Here is a 19,306-nt window from a genome sequence, read left to right as displayed (position 1 = left end):
GTTTATTGCGGCGGAAGAGGGTAAGGCTTCACGCTGCCGCAATCGGCACCCTTGTAAGTGGACGTGGTCTCTATGGTCCACTCGACCGGCGTGCTGCGCTGGCCCATCTGCATGGTTCCGGTGAAGTGAACTTTGCTGTGCGAACCGCCTCCGGGAGTCCAGGTGGAGTCGATCTTCCCAGTGCCGTTCATGTGGCCGGTGCAGACATAGTCGCCGCTCATGCCGGTGGCGCTCCTGGTCATATTCTTCACCTGGCAGTCTCCGTGAGACTGTGGCGTGGGGCCGCCGTAGCGATCGATCATCTCCTGCGTCACGCATACCTGCGACGTGTGTGGGCCACCGCCAAAGGGGGAGTTGGCGGGCATCTGCATACCCTGGGGGAAGGGCGACTGTTGCCAGCTCATATTCGAAGTCATTTCATAGAGCCCCGGCTTGTGGTCAGCCTGCGCCATCAGCAAAAGAGCCGACGCAGCCAGACAGCAGCCTACTGGGACCCAGAGTCGAAATTTGCGCATAGATCCTCCGAGCGAGATCGCGCGGCACTGGCTCCGCGCCGGGATCAATGTAACGTCAGTGACGCAGCAAAGGGAAGAGAATTCTTCATGATCCGGGCGGTCGGTACTGTGCCGAAGAGCCTGCTGTCGACCAGCCGAATCAAGGCTTTGGCTACAATGAGTATGGCTTTGCATCCCGGAGAGGCTGATACACATGGACCTGAACGCATGGGTGCGCGAGCGAACGCCGCGCTTCGGAACACTGCTCAGCATCGACAATGCCGCCGCTGTTGAGATCGCCCAGCTATCGGGATTCGACTGGCTTTGGATTGATGGCGAGCACGGGCAGTTCAACGAAGTCAGCGCCGCCGCGGCCTCCGCCCTCTGCAGCGCGGGTCCGCTGACGTTTGTGCGGCTGCCGGACTTCTCGCCTACAGCGATCAAGCGCTATCTCGAAACGGGATGCGACGCGATCATTTTGCCTGCCGTGTCGACCATTGAGGACGTGCGGGCAATTGCGCGAGCCGCGCTCTATCCGCCACGCGGACAGCGCAGCGTGGGCATCGCACGCGCACAGGGCTATGGTTCGACCTTTCAGGAGTACCTGACAACGAAGAGCTATTCAGTCGTCGCGCAGATCGAGACCGTCGCCGGCGTACAGAATGCGCGGGAGATCGTGGGGCAGGATGCCATTGATGCAGTCATTATCGGCCCCTACGACCTGAGCGGCTCCTTCGGAATTCCCGGCCAGGTTGAAGCGCCGGAGGTCGTCGCGGCAATTGCCGAAGTTCATGATCTCTGCAAAGAAGCCGACAAGCCGTGTGGGATTTTTGCCGCAACCGCAGAGAAGGCGCGTGCGTATGCAGCGCAGGGCTTCGATCTCATCGCCGTCGGCATCGATTCATCGATCCTGATGAACGCATACAGGCAGCTTCTGCAATCGATGGTTTAGTTCTTCTACTTCGGCGCCCAGATCCGGAAATTGCCGCTGACGTGCATCATGCTCATCAGGTAAAGCATGCCGTCGTAGTAGCGGCCCCTGCCGTCGGGAATCGACGTGTTCCACAGGGCATCCGTAAATTTGCGCGCACGCTCCTCGTTGGTCGCGGCCAGACCGGCGACCGCATTGGTGCCCACCAGGCCTGCAGGATGATCCTCGTGCGTGAGGCCAGGAGTGGCGCCCATGTCCTTCCCATCCAGCGAGTACACGGGACCGTACTTGTCGATTCCCTGCCCTTCAAAGAACGCTTGAATGCGGTCACTGAGTTCCTGCTCAACCGGCTCCTTGCGCCACCACGACCAGTCGACGCTCCAGTTGCTCGCTGTGCGCCAGGCATCGTAGCCGAATTCGTTCGACTGCACGAAGCCGTTCTTGTGCGGAGTGCCGTCGAAGTTCGCATACACCGGCGCGAGACCCGTTTGTGCGTTCACCGTTTTTGGGAAGAACTTGCGGCTGGTTTCAGCGGCCTTCACCCAGAAGGCGCGGTCTTCCTTCGGTCCCCAGCGCGCCCACAATTCGTAGAACGCAGGCAGGTGGTACGAGGGATCGGTGAACATCTGCGGCGAAATATCCGGCACGAAAAGAATTTCCGGCGGATTCGCGTTCATCATCGGACCCACAGTGTGCGTCCCGAACTTGCTGGGCGCAGAGATCACCGCGCGATGCACCATCGCGCTCAGCAGCTTGTCGGCCTCGGCCTGGTAGTTGTAGATGCCCTGACCATTTCCCCAGCGATTGGCCGCGAACAGCAGCGCCATTGCGAAGTACGACTCGCCATCGGGCGCCGCTCCTTCGGAGTTGTGCGCGCCGTCGTACTTGCACGACCAGGCGAAGTATTGATAGCTCGGCGCCTTCGGGTCTGAGATATACATGTAGGTCTTGGCCCAGTTCCAGATCGCGTCGAAGTCAGACTTCTTGTCGAGTTGGACGGCGATCATCATGCCGTACGACATGCCTTCCGTGCGCACGTCGTGGTTGTTCCAGTCGGTGACGTACATGAGCGGGCCATCGGCATTTTTGCCGGCCGCGAATCCGATTGACTGGGTCTGCGGATCGCCGTGAAAGAGCTGCTGATAGGCCGCATCGATCTTCGCCTGGATCTCTTTCTGCGAGTGTCCCGCTTCAGCGAAGAGATTGCGGTATTTGCCGGTGGCGAAAGCGCCGTGCCCCTTTGCGTCGGGCGCCTGGGCCCGGAGCGCAGGGACCAGCACAGCGACAAGCGCGAGAGTTGCAGCCAACACAAAGCGGCGCGAAACAGACATCGCAGATTCTCCTAAGTGAACCGATTTATTCCTATGTTTCTAAATTGGGAGGCTGCCCGTTAGCAACTGCCTGTCTCGCGGGGCAGCCGCTAATCCGGCATATCGAGCAGCGACCAGGCGCTATCGGCAAAGTAGTGATAGATGGTCTTACGATCGACGATGGAATCGGAGAGCGCATCGTGATCAAGCCGGGCGGGCCGTGGCGAGAGCCCATTCTGTGCGTCATGGACGACTTGGGGCGATGCCGCATCAATACCCCAGTTGAAACCGAGCACACCGGTGGACTCATGGGCCTGAAGCCGCTGCGTCTCTGGCGAGGTCGCCAGAACAGATGGCTTGGAAGAGCTGTCGAAGAACACCAGCAACGATACCGTGCCCTTCACAGAACAGAGGACGGCCCAGTCCGATGAGCCCGCGCGCTGAAAGCTTCCGTGCACCACGTTTTCAGGCTGATGAGCCTGGTAAGTCTGCGGGATGAGACAGCCGCGCTGGTTGAGTTCATTTGCGACGGCGTCGGGAAGGTCGGGAAAGGACGAAGACGGCAGATGGCGCACGACGTATTGCCGCGTCTGTCCGCGAAGCGTGACTTCGCCGGTTGTGACCAGCGACTGCAATGCAGCCTCAGGTTCCTGAGCCGCCGCACACACACACACGAATAGCATCAGCAGCATCGATCGCGATCTGCGGACGTTTCTAAGCATGGCGGAGTCTCAAAAAGAAGGGTATGCCTCAGCGCACCCGGAGTGCAAATAGCTCTAGTGCCGCTTGCGGTACTGTCCGCGCTTGGACGGCAGGATCTCCACGTCATCAACCGTATCCCAGCGGCTCACGCGAGGCGCCTTCACCGGGCGCCTTACATCCGATTCGCGTTCCGCGGGTTCGTTGGGAGTGACGCGCGGCGGAATGATCTCTGGCCGAGCCACGACCTCGGGAAGGAGCGCTCTGCTCGCCGCGGCTGTCGAAGCAGGCGCCTCGGGCTGCGCAAAAATGGGGCGCTCGGCTGGCCTTTCGACATCGGCCGGCAGCTCCAGATGAGCCCTATGCGCTTCAAGTTCCTTGCGCAGATTCTTGACCCCTAGCGAGGTCATGAGCGAGCGCAATCCACTCAGGCGAGAGACTGCAATTGAACCCGTCCGTTCCGATTCTGCTTCGAAGGCTCCCGCGGCCACCGCGACGGGCTCGGGGACGGGCGCCAGCACCATGGTTGCACTGCTCGTGATGCGCTCGGGCGCTACTGTCGCCGGCTGCTCGGCGATAGGCGGCTGATGGTTGCCGCCCCAATATGCGTCGTGAGCAGCGGTTGCCGCGCTGTAGTCCCAAAGGTTGGTGCTCTCTACAGCCGGATCGATCACTGCCTCTTCGACTGCCACTGCGGCCTGAACAGGCTCGTATTCCAGCTCGGGCATGGGTTCATTCAGCACTGGTTTCCGTTCTGGAAATAGCAGATCCGGTGTCATCGCCTCTTGCTTGCTCTCGACCGCAGGTGCGAATCGCACTGTCTGGCGTCCGCGCATAGGAAGGGCGACCTGCGCGCGAAACGGCGAATTTGCCGCCGGGCGCTCCCGTTGGGCGAGCTTTTCTTCAGGCTTGTCGAGTTCTTCAATCCGGTTGACAGGTTCCTCTGGCTCCGGTGCGGCGCTCGGCTCGGAAACCGTCGCGGGAACCTCCGCAGCAGCAGCAGCGAGTTCAACGACTGTCTCTTCGGCAGCCATCTCCATCCGCGGAGCGATATACGCGGGCGTATACGAGGGCAGCCCCCAGCGTTCTGCCGGAGCGACTTCGGTCCTGGCGGCCGCGGGAACTACAGGCTCGGCGACCGGCTCAGGCGTCCGCACCACCATTTTCGGTTCGGCGACCGGTGCTGCAGTCGGCACCGGTACCGGAGATTCAACAACCTGCTGCGTCTCCATGTCGGCGACATTCTCATGCGCGGGTGCCGCGGGTTGCGGCTGCTCTGGAGCGATCCGCAGAGGCTGAACTTCCTGAACGCTCTGGGCCCAAGTCTCCTTTACAGGAGCTGGACGTGTCGAAACGGCCTCGGCCTGCCGCGCCTGGGCACGCAGATGGCTCTCCACCGCGGCCACTGACTCACGAAAACCCGCGTTAGCATTCTTCAGCGAGATCCGGTTCAGCACAAAGCCGACCGATGAGACTTCAAGCCTTTGCAATGTCTGCGCCACCTCGCGCAGTTGCGCCTTCGTGGTCACACCCGATTCGATCACCACAATCGCTGAATCGACGAATCGCGCCAGATACTCCGTCTCGCCTGAAACCAGCAGCGGCGCAGTGTCCGTGACAACGACGCTGTCCTCTCCGGCTTCCTCGTTCATCTGCTGCAGCAGAGCTGTGGAGCGGCTTCCGCGTGGCGCGTGCACCAGTCCGGTCCCGTGATTACCTCCTGGTTCTCCGAGGCGAGCCTGCGGAGCGCCGACGGTATCCACCAGCACGGTCTCACGGCCCATGGCTTGAAGCATGCCGCTCACGTGGGTCGACACGGTGGTCACGCCAGCGCCCGTGGTAATGCCGGTCACGATGCAGCTGTTCAGCATGCCCTGCTGATGCGCGTGCTCCACTGCCGCGGCCAGCCGCAGCATGTACTCCTCGGCGACTCCTGCGCCTACTTCGGACATATCTGGAATCTGCGCCATGGGCGCGAACCCGAGCACCCGCTCCACGTCTTGCGCGATATAGATGCGCTTGTCGAAGTTGTGCGCGATCAGCGCGCTTGCCAGGGCGAGCATCAGCCCGGCAAGAATCACAATGAAGCCGTTGCGCAACACCTTCGCACGCGCTGCGTGCAAAGGCGGCAGCGCGGTCGATGCCAGGTAAACCGCACCCGGCGAGCTGTTTTCCATGGTCAGGTTGCGGTATTGCTCATCGACCGCCGTGAAACGGTTCTGCAAGCGCTGGATGTCGGTTTCTAGCTCATTCAATCGCTGCATCCGCGGCGCTGCGGTGCCGGCCGCTCCCGTCAACTGGCCGAGACGGCCATTCAGCCGCGCTTCTACGCTCGAGGTGCGTTCCAGATCGTTCTTCAGCTTCTGCGATATCTGTGCCGATGCCTTCGCGCGCAATTCGTGCGACATCGACTCGAGCGATGCATTGATCTTGGCCAGTTCTTCCGCATCCTGCTTGTACTGCGGATGATTCGGCGTCAGGTTCGCCATCTGCGAGATGAGATCGGAACGCCGCTTGTTGAGCGCCGTCTTCATGCTCACCAAACCCGGATCGGCCGCCACGATCTCGTCGGCCTCGGCATCAAGCGCCGCGTTAGTGGCGCCTTTGCCTGACAGCGCGGTCAGCTTCGCTGCAGCCTCATCATTCGCGGTACGAGCCTTCACCAGTTCGGCGCGCGTCTGCGCAATCTGGTCGTCGATCGGATCAGGCGTCGCTCCGCTCACAGCGGCCACGCCCAGCTGGCGGTTCAGCGATTCCTGCTCGGTGCGGTCGCTGCCCAGTTCCTTCAGAATGCGGTCGCGCTCTTCCTTAAGCAATTCGATTCGCTGCGGATCGCCCGCTCTCTGTTCGCGCGTGGCGCTGTCGATGTAACTTGCGGCAACCGCATTGGCAATCTGCGCGGCCTCTTCCCTGCTGCCCGCCGTAGACTCGATCTGCACTTCATACGCGGAGCCGACTCGCGTCACTTCCACCGCGCTGCCCAGCCGGTCCGCAGCGGCCTGCTCGCTCTCACGCGAACCCTGCCAGCCCGGCAACTGCTTCAACGCGGCAGCCAGCACGTCAGGCCGCGTCACGTCATGAACCTGCTGCTGGATGTACGACTCATAGGTGTTCGCGTCGTAAGGCCACTGCTGCGCCTGCCCGCTCTCGATGACCTTATGCGGCGACGGCTGCACATACACCAGCGCCTGCGCCTTATAGGTGTTCCAGCGCTTCGCCATGTACCCCGCGGAAAGCGCCAGGAACGTGAAGAAGATGCCCATCGCCAGCTTGCGATGCATCTGCAGGCTGCGCACAAAATCGAGATGGAAGAACATCCCCTGCGGTCCCGCGGCAGGCATGCGACGCACCGTTGCCGCCGAAGCCTGCGGATTGGGCGCGGCGGCCTGGAACTCCGAATTGTCGCGGAGACTCTTCAAAACGCTCCGTTCACCGCGGCCAGGGTCGCCAGCGAAGTCAGCGGACTGAGCCGCTCCAGGAAATACGTCGCACGATAGAACCCGCTCACAGGCACATAGACGATATCGCCCGGATGCAGCGTGATCTCCATCGATTTCGACGAGCTCAGAAGATCCTTGAATTTGAGGCTGCGCGATGCGCCGGTCTTCGTGTCCACAATCTGCACATGCGGATCGCCGCCGGCCTTTTCCGTGATGCCGCCTGCCAGGGCGAGCACGCTCGACAACGTTGAGGTGCTGTTCAGCTCGACGGGGCCGGGATGATTGACTTCACCCATAACCGACACGAACCGGTCTGACGGATCGGGCACGTAGACCACGTCATCGCGCCGAAGCCTGATGTCGGCCAGCGGATTACCTGAATCGACCAGTTGACGCAGCTGCACCCACATGACTTTATCGCTGCCGCGATAGATGGCGCACTGATCGGGAATCTGGGGCCGCTTCAGCGGTCCAACCAGCGGCAGACCGCCGCGGGTGATCGCCTCCAGCAGCGTGGGCGCGCCGTCGAACACAACGGGGCCAGGATGATCCACCGCGCCCAGCACCAGCACCCGGTTCGCCGTGTACTTGGTTACCGTGACCAACACACTGAGATTTGCGTAGTAGGGCGCCAGCGCCGCTTCAACCTTTTTTGCGGCGCCGCTGCGCGTCTCCCCGGCAAGCATCACCTCGCCCGCCAACGGCAGCGTAATGCGGCCATCGGGGCCCACCACCTGCTTGGCCTGCAGTTCGGGGCGCCCGGAAAAATCAACCTGAATCTCATCGCCGCGACCGAGCTGATACTCCTCATCGGCGGCCGGCTCGAACTTGCGCAACGCATCCAGCGGATTCGGCTTAAGTGCAGGATTCTGGGGCTCGGACGCAGCTTGTGCCGGCGCCTGTGACCAAGCCGCAGATACACCCATCGCGCTCGCAAAAAGCACGCTGAGACACGACTTGAAAATCCGCCCGTTCAACTTTGTTCCGCTTTCCTCGATACAGCTTGCTCGCCCGGTTTCCAGGTCCGTACAGCCGTTTTTTGAACTGGCTCCTCTGGAACGGCTCGCCCGAATCATAAGGGGGTGAAGGCGCGCGACTCCTGATGGCGGAAGTGCCATGCTCACAAGCTTATGAGCGGAAAGGCAAATTCTGAATCCCACAAAGGGGGCGCGAAGGCTGTGCCGATTGGTAACCAGAAGTAATCGAAATCTATAGGTAGACAGCCTCTGTCGTCCCCCGGGAGAAAACAAGGCGAAGCTCCGTGGCCGCCGCTATTGCGCAATCGCCCAGGCAAGCCCGTCCGGATTTCCACCCGCATCGATGTGACCCACCACCTCAAGAGTCTTCAGGTCGATTACCGCAACATAATTGTCCGGCGTGCACGCCACATACGCGCGAGCCCCATCCGGCTGCATCTGGATGCCCGCCGCACCCTTGCCGATCGGCACCCGCTTCACCACCTGGTGCGAGGCGGCATCGATCACGACGAGATCGCCGCTTCCCAGCATCGAGACCAGGACCCGCTTTCCATCCGGGGTGAACTTCAGCCGGTTTGCCGATTTCACGTTCACGTCCAGAGTGGCGGTCACGCGCTTCGCATCCAGATCGATGACTGAGACGGTACCGTCGCCGGCGTTGGCAATCCAAGCCTGCTTGCCGCCCGGCGAGACATCAAAGCCTTCATCTCGAGTGCCCACAGGAATGACAGTCGGGTTCCAGTCGCCACCCGGCGGGAGAATCGCGCCCCGAGGAAATCCCGGCGGAGGAGGTGGCCCACCCGGCGCTCCTGCCATTCCGGGGCCGCCCGGCGGCGGGCCACCTTTGGCCTCTACAAAGTCGAGAACGCTGACCGTCCCCGCGTTCACATTCGTGGTCACGATGCGCTTTGCGCCGGGAAGGACATAGAGCATGTGGGTGCGATTCTGCCCGGTGCCCAGAATCCAGTCGACCTTACCGGTCTGCGGATCGTAGCTGCCGATGCACTTGTTCACCTCGGCCGTGAACCAAAGCTTGCCATCCGCAAACGCCAAACCGTGCGGCCCGCGCAGGGGAGTCAGGTCGATCACCTTCTCCTGCTTCTTGCTCACCAGGTCTATCACCGTGATGGTGTGGAAGCGGCCAAATCCGTAATTCGACACGTAGGCCGCACGCCCATCCGCAGACGCGACAATCTCGTGTGGATCCTCGCCGACCGGAGCTTTGCCCAGCACCTTTAGCGTTGCCGGATCGACGATCGCTACGGTGTGGTCCTGCTTGGAAAGCACGAGAAGAGATGCGGATCCGCCGGCCTGGGCGGACGCTGAAATCGTGAGGGAAAGCACAGCAAGAAGAAACACGGGGACTTGCAAGCGCACGTTCGGCCTCCGCGATCAGACTAAACGAGTGCGGCGGAGAAGCTGTGCAGGAAATCTAAACGTATTGCTGCCGTTCGCGCTGATAATCCTCGTCGGTAGGCTGGCTGGGCCGAGGCGAGGTGGGTTGGCGAAGCGAGCTGATCACGGCCTTGGCCGCAGCCAGAATGCCTGAGGCTTGCCGCGCGGGGGCGTTCACGGCGCTGTTGAGGAAATGGCTCGCGCGCTCCACTCCATTGAGAGCGGTGTCGGTCATCTGCGCCACGCGCTCCGCCTGCTGTCGGAATCTCTCCGCAATCTCATCGGCTGACGTGGTAAGTCGCGAAGTTTCCTCCCGCGCCATGCGGGTGATGTCGGAAAGATCAGTCGCCGCCGCCTCGAGCTTGGGCTCCAGGCGAACAATAAGGGATTTGGTCTGCTGCAGCACTTCCGCAGTGGATGCAAGAACCGGAAGAACTTTTTCTTCCATCTCTTGGCCGTACTCTCTGGCTTGCTTGACAGCCTTGCTCATGCCGATAGCCAGGCCAGCCAGAACGCCAATGTGGAGCAACACCGACACTCCGAAAATAGCGACCATCACGATCAGAATGGTATCCAGGTGTTGCATGTCCATAAATGTGCCTCACAAGGCAAAACGCCACGTTCTCGGTCGATTTTTATAGCGCAGGAACCGCCAAACGTGCTTCGAGGGCATCGTCTGGCGGGATCCTGGTTCGATGAAGGTGATCAAGTGCTAAGGCTGGTCTAAACGCCAGCGCCACCGGTCGAAGAGGCCGGCGTACCGGAGTTGCCCGAGCCCGAACCGAAGGCGCCGCTGCCGGAACCGCTCGTCGAGGTGGCCGTTGACGTTGCGGAGCGAAATGCCTGCTTGCCCGCATCCACCGCTTCAGAGACGCGCCGCGACTGGTCACCTACCAGGCTCTTGCCGCGCTCGACGAACTCTTCCCACTGTGCCCGCCCGCGATCCATCACTTCCCGGCCACGATCCATGTAGTCGCCCATCTGCTCACGGCCCTTATCGACCATGCCGCCGACCTGGTCGGCCACCTGCTTGCTGCGGTTGCGCAGATACTCTGTGCCCTCGCGCGCGCTGTTGGCCAGATCTTCACGGGTTTCGCGGCCGCTCTTGGGTGCGTACAGGATGCCTGCCAGCGCTCCAATGCCCAGGCCCGCCAGAAACCATGCAAGCCCGTTGATGTTGCTGCTTTCTTCCGCCATATGAGATCTCCCTTCCATAAGCCCGTAATTTGCTAAGCCCGAAGGATGCCGGGGCCTTGCCTAAGAGTCTCAATCTTACAGCAATTCGGCGGCCGCGGAATCAACGGTTCAAAGCACAGACAGGCACCTCGGGCTGCGTTCGTGCCTGTCTCGCCTTCTCCGGGTTTGGACGCCGCTTTATGAAGGGGAGTTGCAAACGGTCCCGCGCTGGGGCTTTGGCGATGTTATTTCCCGATGAGACTATGCGCCACGGCATCCAGAACGCCGTTCAGGAAGTTGATGGACTCAGGCGCTGAGTAGCGCCGGCCGATCTCCAGGGCCTCATTGATCACGATAGGGAAAGGAGTGCCCTTGAAACCAATCATCTCGCCAATGGCCATGCGGAGCAGATTGCGGTCGACCGCCGGCATCCGCTCAAGCCGCCAGTTCTTGGCGTTCGCCGTGATCAGGTCGTCGATTTTCTCCTGGTTCAGCGTGGCCACGCGGAACAGGTCTTCGGCAAAGCCCTTCACCTCGGCCTCCACCTCATCGCCCGCCTTCCAGAACGTGGCGCGCACCTGATCCGGGGACTGCTTACCCATGTCCTGCTGGAAAAGCATCTGCATGGCGAGTTCGCGCGACTTCCTTCGCGTGCCAGCCGTCATGCGCTCGCTCCCTCTAGCAGTTTGCGGCGCAGGCTCACCATCTCGATGGCTGCGGCCGCGGCTTCAAAGCCCTTGTTTCCAGCCTTGATGCCGGCACGATTCAGCGCCTGCTCGAGAGTCTCGCAGGTAAGCACGCCGAAGCTGTGCGGAATTCCCGTTTCCTGCTGCGACTGCCCAATGCCGCGCGACACTTCGTTGTAAATCGCTTCGTAGTGTGCCGTCTCACCGCGCAACAGGCATCCCAGCGTGACGATAGCATCGAGTGCTACGGTCCCGCCCGCGGCCTGGTTGGCGAGCGTACGAGCCGCGGACGGAATCTCCCATGCCCCGGGCACGCGAACGATGGTGATGTCGCCACGCCGCGCGCCACTGCGCAGCAATGCGTCCAGCGCGCCCTCAAGCAGGCGATCCGTGATGACCGCGTTCCAGCGCGCAACCACGATGGCAAACCGCATGCCTTCGGCGCTGAGATCGCCTTCAAGGGCAACGGGCTTGCCCTTCAATGGATCGTCCCATGCCCAGAACGAAAAGCTCTGGCCCGGTTCAATCTCCACCGTGAAGTAGTGCGACTTCCAATGCGTGCTGCTGATCGGCGAGAGTGCCTTCTCCGCGTCGAGCCCTTCCGATTCGAGCCAGCGCGTGGCAGCCTGGAGCACCGTATCGAGCGAAGTCACTTCGATGGCGATAGGCGCGAACTGCGGCATGCTGCCATCCACCAATTCGAGATTTCCTACTGGAGCCAGGAACGATGCACCCTGCCCTCCAGGCTCCTCCCATCCACGGCCGGGCTCGAATCCCAGCGCCGCAAAGAACCCGGCTAATCGGTCGTAGCTGCTTCGATTCGCCGTGGGACGAATGAAGGAAATCCCTTTGATCATGATTCGATTCTATCGTGCTGAGTTGCCGCAACCGAGGCGCACCGGCGCCGGTCTGCGGCGCCCGGATCAGCTCATTGCAGAGTGGTTACAAAAGCATGAAGGCCGGCACGTGGCCGGCCTTCCTTGCTTGAATTTAGCCGCTGCTTACGTGGTGGAACGCGGCTTCACCCAGATTGCTGTCGCAGGAACCACGCTCGGCGACGGATTCGTGACCTTGCAGCCCGGATCTGCTCCGGGCGTGCAAGCAGGAAGATTCGGGCTGATCTGCTGCGTGTCCTTCAGCGTGGTGGTATCGATGTAGTGGATCATGTTGTCTCCCGACGTCGACACGAAGAACAACGTGTTGTCGGGGCTGAATGCGCCGCCCACCGGGGCAGTCACGGCCGAATTTCCAGTCAGCGTGAGATAACCCACCGTTCCCAGCCCGGACGTGCCGTCGACACTCTGCGTGTAGTAGGGCAGCGGAGCGCCAGCGGTTGAGCCTTGATACAAAACGAAGCTGAGGCTGTTTCCTGCCACAGCCACGCCCTGCTTCACCGCCGCCGGCGAGGTCACAATTGCATTTACCGCCGTGGCATTCACATTCAGCGTCTGCGGGGGGTTCAGCGTGGAATCGATCATCAGTGGATTAAGCTGATTGCCCGCGCTGGGGCACTCCGTCGACGGAATCCTCACGGCAATATCCGAGAACGAAATTGGTCCCGGGCCTGAACCTGCCAGCGCGGCGCCGAGAATGTGGCCTCCGTCCGCGGTGGCGGCCAGAACATCAGTATCAACACTCACCGAGTCGCCCTGTGGATAGAAGGTCATGTTGGCGTAGGCGCCCGCGGTGCCTTGCGGACACCAGGTATGGGCAACCGTCGGGTTGCCGCTCATGTACGCGCCGACGCCCGGAATAGTAATCGCAAGATTCTGCGGACCTGCTGTGCCGCCCGAAGTCGACAGAGGATACGACGTCCAGCCGGTGTTCGCGTTGTATACGTAAAGCGTGTTGGTGTGGCCGGTCACGCCATTCTGGTTCGCCGATGTACTGTCAGTCACATACAGCGTCTTGCCGTCGGGAGTCCAGTTGGCTGCCGTGCCAAGGCCTCCAAAGCTCGAGACACTAGAACCATTGCTGGCCGCGAGATAAAAGACCTGCCGCACAGGGTCATTGACAAGAACCTGCGAGCCGTTGGGGCTGACCGCCAGAACCACGCCGGGTAACGACGGATACTCCGCCGCCTTGCTGTTGTTCGCCGTGCTGTAGACCATCAGCTCATGCGAAGAGCCGAAATAGATGCTGACGCCTGCGCGGTCCATGATCATGGAGTTAGGCACGTAAGGCAGGCGCACAGTCGAACCGATCGTCCCGCTCAACAACTGCACCGGAACAAAGTACTGCGAGTACCCGGGTGCGCCGTACCAGACATACGCGCTGGCTGTTCCCGGCACAGTGACTTCCACCGGGTTGCTGGAAATCGAGAGGCCCGTACCGTTGACGCCGATCTGGTTGATGGGGGCCGGATTGCAGGTTCCCGGTTGGCACACGGCATAAAGAGCCGAAGCGCCGGGGAAGGTCGCATTGATCGCGCCGCCGCTCGTGGCTGAAATGTTCAGCGGGTTCGTCGACTGGTAGTCGAGCGTCAGACCGGTAATCGGCTTGCCGTTGGTATCGAGCACGGTAGTGACCATGTTCTGGGTCACACCCTGGGTCACCGTGGCGCTTGTCTTTCCGTTCAGCGTTACCGAGATCGAAGCAGGAGGGCAGGTGGAGAAATATCCGGCCGACGAGCCCGATCCGGCGATGGAAGCCGTGATCGCCGTTGTTCCGGGATTCACCGCAGTGATCTGGTTGGTCTCAGGATTGATGGTAGCGACGCCCGCGCTGCCCACCGAGTAGCTCAGCGTTCCGATGGAGTTGGAGCAGCTCGGCACCGATGTCACGCCAGCCGGCAACGGGCAGGCATATTTGTCCGCGGTAATCGAGGAGGGTGCGCACATAAGCACCTGCTTGCCGTTCGCCACGTAGCACGCCTGCGCGTCCAAGTGTTCCTGCTCGGTCTGAGACAGACATTGCGATGGGCCCACTAGTGATATCGATGTGACTGGTGCGTGCACATAGACACTTACCGGATTTGACACCACCGCCTGCGCTGAAGCAGTAACGTGAACCGAGCCGAACGGCAGCCCACCTGAAGTCGGAAGGGGACTGGGATAGTTGCAGATGGTGTAGTCCGCAATGCCGCCGCCCGAGTTGCGGTTCCACGTGCCGGCGCACATATTGCCCGAGGGCGAAATATCCACCAGCTGGTTATTGGTGGTGCCGTAGGTATAGCCGGTGACCGACACGGAGGTTCCCTTGCAGGTAGACGCCGTGGGCGCATTGATCTGGCGCGTCTGCCCGAACGCCATAGAAATGCCGGTGTTCTTTGGCTCCAGATTGATCGAGTAGAGATCAGTGACCTTGGCGCCATAGCCGAGACCATTGCAATAATTGCCGGCTGGATTGCGATAGCAGCCGGTGATGGTAATCCCGGCCGGAATTGCCAGGAACAACAGACAGACAAGCGTCAGAAACCGCCGCATGAATCCTCCCCGCTTCACCCTCGACTGCGGCAAAGCGGTCTCACCTGAGAACGTAGAAAAAGAACTGGGAAGGCTCCGCGCCGACACGCTTATACGGCCTGCGGCGGAAACCCGCTCAAGCATCCGGCGCAATCCGACTGGATTTGCCGGCCAATGAGACCTGTTTTCTCCAAAGAAAAGTGTACCAGCCCGTGACCATCTCCCGCCCGTAGAGGGCGGGGGAGGCCAACGCGCTCATTCAATAGACTCCGCACGCGCTTGTAGGCGAGCGCCTTACCGGTTAGCACCTGCCTGGTTTTCGCTCCCTTCTCCGGCAGGCAGATACTTCGCAAACCACTCGACCGCGCGGTCCATGACGTCGCGGCGATGTTCGGGATTGACGAAGCCGTGCCCCTCGTTCGGATAGATCACCAACTGCGTGGGTACATGCTCATCCCTGAGTGCGTGCCAGAACTCATACGACTGCGGCGCGGGACATTCGCCATCGCGATCACCCACCACCACCAGGGTCGGAGTCTTAACGTTTTTGATGAAATTGATGGCCGACTCGCGCGCATACACCGCCGGGTCGTCATAGACGCTGGCGCCGAAGTACGGAATCATCCACTGGTCAATTGAGTTCTCGCCGTAGTAGCTCTGCCAGTTCGATATTCCCGCCCCGGCGACCGCCGCCTTGAAGCGATTGGTTTGTGTCACGGCAAACATCGTCATGAACCCGCCATAGCTCCATCCCGTGATGCCCACGCGGTTCGGGTCGACCGGGTACTTCGCCAGCACTGTATCGACACCCTTGAGGATGTCCTGCAGATCGCCGTAGCCGAAGTCCTTGCGGTTGGCCTTGGTGAAGTCCTCACCCTGCCCGAAGCTTCCGCGAGGATTGGGCTCCAGCACGAAGTAGCCCAGAGCCGAAAAGGCAGTCGCGCTCAGGCCGCCGCGTCCGCCCCAGGCCGCCTGCACTGCCGACGCCGGGCCGCCGTGTACCTCGACGATCAGCGGATATCTTTTGTTCGGGTCATAGTCTTTGGGGAGCAGCAGCCAGCCCTGCACCCGGAAGTTGTCATTCTTCCAGCTCAGTGAAACAGCCTTGCCCCATGCCGGCTCCACGCCGTCGTTCAGGTGCGACAACTGCATCACACCATCGAGTCCCGACGACATCACCGTTCCTGGCTTCGCGCCATAGATCTCCGGAGCCTTCTCAAACGTGCTCGCCTCGAAGACGAACATCGAATGGTCCGCAGTGCTCGACAGCGAGTGCGACCACCGGCCGTCACCCACGCTGCCCGGAATGCTGAAGATTGGCGAACCGAACGTCACGGCACCGTCGCCTGTGCGGTCGCCCTGCAAATGCAGCCGGATTAGCTGATTATTTCCTCCGGCCAGTTCGCTTACGAACAAGTAGTCATTGCCGCTCCACTCTACCCACGCGGGAGAGGTCGGTCTGCCGGCGGTGAGATCCCGAGGCGCTCCGCCTTGCGCAGACACGATCCACACGTCGCCGCCGGTTGAGCCCTGATCGCTCATGAGTCCGCCGATGAAGGCGATCGTCTTGCCATCCGGCGACCAGCGCGGCACCGCGATCTGCAACCCATGCAGCGCCCCTGCAACCTCCGCCGGAGCCAGCACTGCCTTTGGTTCGCTGCCGAGCGTCTGCGTATAAAGCTTGGCCACCCACCAGTTGTTCTCGCCCGGCGGAGCAGCCGCAACATACGCGAAACCCTTCGAATCAGGCGCCCAGTCATATTCATACGCGTGCAGATTGGCGGGAGTGGCCAGCGTCGCATCCGCCGGAGTAGCCGCCGCAGCATCGGCATACGCCACGCGCTGCACTTCCACGCCGTCCTCTCCGATGACTCCCGAAGGAAGCTTCATCGCCGCCAGCGCACCCGCCGGTCGAGTCGCGCCCGCCACATAGAGGAACGCGATCTTGCTTCCATCCGGCGAGAAAGCTGCCTCGTGCACGTAGCCTTTCAACTGCGTCAGCCGCTTTGCTGGTGTTCCGTCCACGCGCGACAAATAGAGATCGTGTTGTCCGTCGCTGCTGGCGCAATCCGAGAAGAACGCCAGAGCTTTCGAATCCGGCTCCCAGGTCAGGTCATTCTCGCTGCAATGCTGGTCGGGCTTTGTCGCCGCGGTCACGTGTTGCGTCTTCTTCAGGTCGTCGATCGGAGCTACGAGGATTTCGCCGCCACCGCGGCCGCCCGCAATCCACGCCAGCTGTTTGCCATCCGGCGAAACCGCCACCTGGCCCCCGCCGTGCCCGCGATTCAAACCGCGCAGCACCTCTTCTACATGCGCGCGGTCAACACTCTGAGCACCCGCTGCGCAAACCAGCAAGCCCGCCATTGCCGGGCCCGAAATCACAAGCCGAAAGAGTCTTTCCGCTGAGGGGAAATTCATAGCCGAATGCTATCAAGTCCGCGCGGTACGCCGCTGTCCAGCCATGCCTCGATATAATTTGCGCAACTTTCAGGAGATCCAAAGCATTGCCTGCGAACCGCTCAATACGGAGCATCGGAGTGCCGTCGACGAACGGATCGCGCACCGCCTTTGGCCTGGCGCCGGGGGACTTGCGCACCCTGCGCAGCCTCAACACGCCGGCGCGCATTCAGCGGTTCGTCGACGACATCCAGTACGACTACGCCGACACCGCCCGCTCCCCACATCGCACACTACGTGAGCGCCGCGGCCACTGCCTGGAAGGAGCGCTCATCGCCGCAGCCGCTCTGCGCGTCAACGGCCATCCGCCGCTCGTGATGGACCTCGAAGGCGTTCGCGACGACGACCACGTCGTGGCGCTCTACCGCGAGCACGGCCTCTGGGGAAGCGTCGCCAAGTCAAACTTCGCAGGATTGCGCTTCCGCGCGCCCGTCTACCGCACGCTGCGCGAACTGGCCCTCAGCTACTTCGAGCATTACTACAACCTGCGCGGCGAGCGCACGCTGCGTGCCTACTCCCGCGCTGTGAACCTGGCGCGCCTCGACCGCCTGAACTGGATGACCGCCGAAGAAGACCTCTGGTGCGTGCCGGAGCTGCTCATGGCCGCGCGGCACTATCCGCTGTTCCCGGACAAGGTGGCGCGCAAGCTGCCGCGCCTGGACCGGCGCAGCTTCGAAGCAGGGATGCACGGCCGGGTGGCGCACTGATTCACCGAAATGTTTACTCGTGAGTAAACGTTCTGATCAATGTGACTTGTGTATTTTCGCTTTGTATTCGTTTTTTATTCGCGATAGGGGCGAAAATGGCGAATTTATTGCTTGGAGTAAGGTATTTATTTACAAGGACATGCTCTTCAATTTGGACCAACGCAGCCCGGAATAGAGAATTAAGCCGTTATTTTTCTGGTTAACAAAGCCCGTTCGGTTGTTTAGAGACTTCAGTGTCGGCAATGAACAAACGCATGGGCATAGGTCTCCCTGAGCGATAAGTGTGGGGTAAGTGGGTGAGACGAGGCTGTGTTGGTCATCACAAGTTGCGGTGACCCACAACCAGTTTTCCCTGGTCCCACATCTCCGGACCGAAGAGCCGTCCGGAGATATGGGGCACCCGCATCTCACAGCACGCAAACCCGTATCATGCTGTTCCCGGTTTCTTCCAACCCAGCCACCCGTTGATCCAGTCCCAAGTCCCCGCGATGGTCCTGGTCTTCGGCGGCGCCGGCAAGCTGGCACTCGGATACTTCACCGGCTTCCCGCGATACGTCTCCGCCAACTGCTTGAACACGCGCCCCTGCTCTTTCACGCGGCCGTCATTGGTGAGCAGGCCCAGCGTGTACTCCAGCGGATTGAATTCGAACTTGCGATCCACGTCATGCGAGTCCCAGTAGCTGAACCAGCTCACGCCCTGCTCGATGGCCGCGGTCACAGCCTTCTCCAGCCACTCGGCCTGGCCTTTCTCCGGAAGCGCTTCGATGCACGTGTTGAACTCGCCCGCCCACACTGGCTTGCGCACGTCGCCCGCATAGCTCCGGATCAACGCAGCCATCGCCGCCAGCAGCTTCACGCTGGGCGGATCCATCGCGCCGCCGTACTTCAGCGCCTCGGTCCACCACGGATAACAATGCATCACCGGGAAGCGCGCCGTAGCGAGCGCCTTCTGCGAAAACGTGTCGTCCTCGAACCAGGGATGATGATCGACTCCGTTGACGTGCAGGCCATCAGGCAAGATCGATTGCATCAGCGCGAACATCTTCGCCATCCACGCATCGCCCTCCGCCTGCTTCGCCTTCCAGCAGGTGTTAAGTTCGTTGCCAAAGTCGAAGCCGATGATGTTGGCGTGCGGCTTCATCACGCGCGCCAACTCGCGGATGAATAGCTCCTGCGCATCCCACATTTCCTTCTTTGTATAGAAACCATCACTGAGGCGATTAAACGACGGCAGGAAGTACCAGCCGCTGAGTTGGCCGGTAAACACTGTGACCAGCGCATCCAGTTTGCGCTCGCCCATCAGCGATAAGAGCTGATCCATCCGCTCCAGATGCGCCGTGCTCACCCATTTCGGGTTGGGCTGGAAGAACGGCCAGACGAGCATGATGCGCAGGTGATCCGCGCCCAGCGCGGCGATGGCATCAAGATCGCGCGCAATCGGGCCCGCGTCCCAGTCGTTCCAGCAGAACCACCAATTGCGCGAAGGCGTGTAGTTGACGCCGAAGCGATGGCGATTTAGATCAAGCCCAGGATGATCCACACCCGCTGTTTGCGCGACCAGTCTTTGTCCGAGCAAAACCGCCGCAGTACCCGCTGCGAATTCCCGTCGATTCATGACAACACTGTACGC

At 61.3% G+C, this 19,306-nt stretch carries 15 protein-coding genes; 2 read left to right on the top strand and 13 right to left on the bottom strand.

Annotated features, from left to right (window positions below; genetic code table 11):
• Window positions 1-2 precede the first annotated feature (2 nt).
• The gene (locus MOP44_RS11755; RefSeq protein ID WP_260796225.1) at window positions 3-515 is read right to left on the bottom strand and encodes a DUF3617 domain-containing protein; all 513 of its coding nucleotides are present in this window, start codon (window positions 513-515) and stop codon (window positions 3-5) included.
• Window positions 516-708: 193 nt separating this feature from the next.
• Here MOP44_RS11755 and MOP44_RS11750 point away from each other — a divergent pair, with 193 nt between their 5' ends.
• Window positions 709-1,446 (top strand): HpcH/HpaI aldolase family protein, encoded by a 738-nt coding sequence (locus MOP44_RS11750; protein ID WP_260796224.1) that lies wholly within the window; start codon window positions 709-711, stop codon window positions 1,444-1,446.
• A gap of 5 nt (window positions 1,447-1,451) precedes the next feature.
• Here MOP44_RS11750 and MOP44_RS11745 read toward each other — a convergent pair whose 3' ends face one another.
• The 11 genes from MOP44_RS11745 to MOP44_RS11695 form a co-directional block, all read right to left on the bottom strand.
• A complete protein-coding gene (locus MOP44_RS11745; protein ID WP_260796223.1) occupies window positions 1,452-2,756 on the bottom strand; it encodes a glycosyl hydrolase family 8 in 1,305 nt (434 codons plus the stop codon).
• A gap of 89 nt (window positions 2,757-2,845) precedes the next feature.
• The gene (locus MOP44_RS11740) at window positions 2,846-3,457 is read right to left on the bottom strand and encodes a hypothetical protein (RefSeq protein WP_260796222.1); all 612 of its coding nucleotides are present in this window, start codon (window positions 3,455-3,457) and stop codon (window positions 2,846-2,848) included.
• A gap of 54 nt (window positions 3,458-3,511) precedes the next feature.
• Complete coding sequence (locus MOP44_RS11735) at window positions 3,512-6,853, bottom strand: GumC family protein (protein ID WP_260796221.1); 3,342 nt, start codon at window positions 6,851-6,853, stop codon at window positions 3,512-3,514.
• A complete protein-coding gene (locus tag MOP44_RS11730) occupies window positions 6,850-7,851 on the bottom strand; it encodes a polysaccharide biosynthesis/export family protein (RefSeq protein WP_260796220.1) in 1,002 nt (333 codons plus the stop codon). Before MOP44_RS11730 ends, MOP44_RS11735 begins: the two co-directional genes overlap by 4 nt.
• A 294-nt stretch (window positions 7,852-8,145) precedes the next feature.
• The gene (locus MOP44_RS11725) at window positions 8,146-9,228 is read right to left on the bottom strand and encodes a beta-propeller fold lactonase family protein (protein WP_260796219.1); all 1,083 of its coding nucleotides are present in this window, start codon (window positions 9,226-9,228) and stop codon (window positions 8,146-8,148) included.
• A 55-nt stretch (window positions 9,229-9,283) separates the two neighbouring features.
• Window positions 9,284-9,838, bottom strand: a complete 555-nt coding sequence (locus MOP44_RS11720) for a hypothetical protein (protein WP_260796218.1) — start codon at window positions 9,836-9,838, stop codon at window positions 9,284-9,286.
• Between the two features lie 131 nt (window positions 9,839-9,969).
• The gene (locus MOP44_RS11715) at window positions 9,970-10,443 is read right to left on the bottom strand and encodes a YtxH domain-containing protein (protein ID WP_260796217.1); all 474 of its coding nucleotides are present in this window, start codon (window positions 10,441-10,443) and stop codon (window positions 9,970-9,972) included.
• 224 nt (window positions 10,444-10,667) lie between these two features.
• On the bottom strand, window positions 10,668-11,087 hold the full coding sequence (gene nusB, locus MOP44_RS11710) for a transcription antitermination factor NusB (RefSeq protein WP_260796216.1): 420 nt from the start codon (window positions 11,085-11,087) through the stop codon (window positions 10,668-10,670).
• Window positions 11,084-11,965, bottom strand: coding sequence for a 6,7-dimethyl-8-ribityllumazine synthase (gene ribH / locus MOP44_RS27865; RefSeq protein WP_313901066.1), 882 nt, complete (start codon window positions 11,963-11,965; stop codon window positions 11,084-11,086). Before ribH ends, nusB begins: the two co-directional genes overlap by 4 nt.
• Window positions 11,966-12,109: 144 nt before the next feature.
• Window positions 12,110-14,533 (bottom strand): hypothetical protein, encoded by a 2,424-nt coding sequence (locus MOP44_RS11700; RefSeq protein ID WP_260796215.1) that lies wholly within the window; start codon window positions 14,531-14,533, stop codon window positions 12,110-12,112.
• Between the two features lie 273 nt (window positions 14,534-14,806).
• Window positions 14,807-16,930: a S9 family peptidase gene (locus MOP44_RS11695; RefSeq protein WP_260796214.1), complete on the bottom strand. Its 2,124-nt coding sequence runs from the start codon at window positions 16,928-16,930 to the stop codon at window positions 14,807-14,809.
• Window positions 16,931-17,049: 119 nt separating this feature from the next.
• Between MOP44_RS11695 and MOP44_RS11690 the strand changes: the two genes are divergently transcribed.
• Complete coding sequence (locus MOP44_RS11690) at window positions 17,050-17,676, top strand: hypothetical protein (RefSeq protein ID WP_260796213.1); 627 nt, start codon at window positions 17,050-17,052, stop codon at window positions 17,674-17,676.
• 427 nt (window positions 17,677-18,103) lie between these two features.
• Here the strand turns inward: MOP44_RS11690 and MOP44_RS11685 are convergent, their stop codons facing one another.
• On the bottom strand, window positions 18,104-19,291 hold the full coding sequence (locus MOP44_RS11685; RefSeq protein ID WP_260796212.1) for a glycoside hydrolase 5 family protein: 1,188 nt from the start codon (window positions 19,289-19,291) through the stop codon (window positions 18,104-18,106).
• Between the last annotated feature and the right edge of the window lie 15 nt (window positions 19,292-19,306).

The organism is Occallatibacter riparius (genome assembly GCF_025264625.1).
Classification (GTDB): domain Bacteria; phylum Acidobacteriota; class Terriglobia; order Terriglobales; family Acidobacteriaceae; genus Telmatobacter; species Telmatobacter riparius.
Note: the sequence above shows the minus strand (reverse complement) of the source record. Positions and strands in the feature narration are given on the sequence as shown.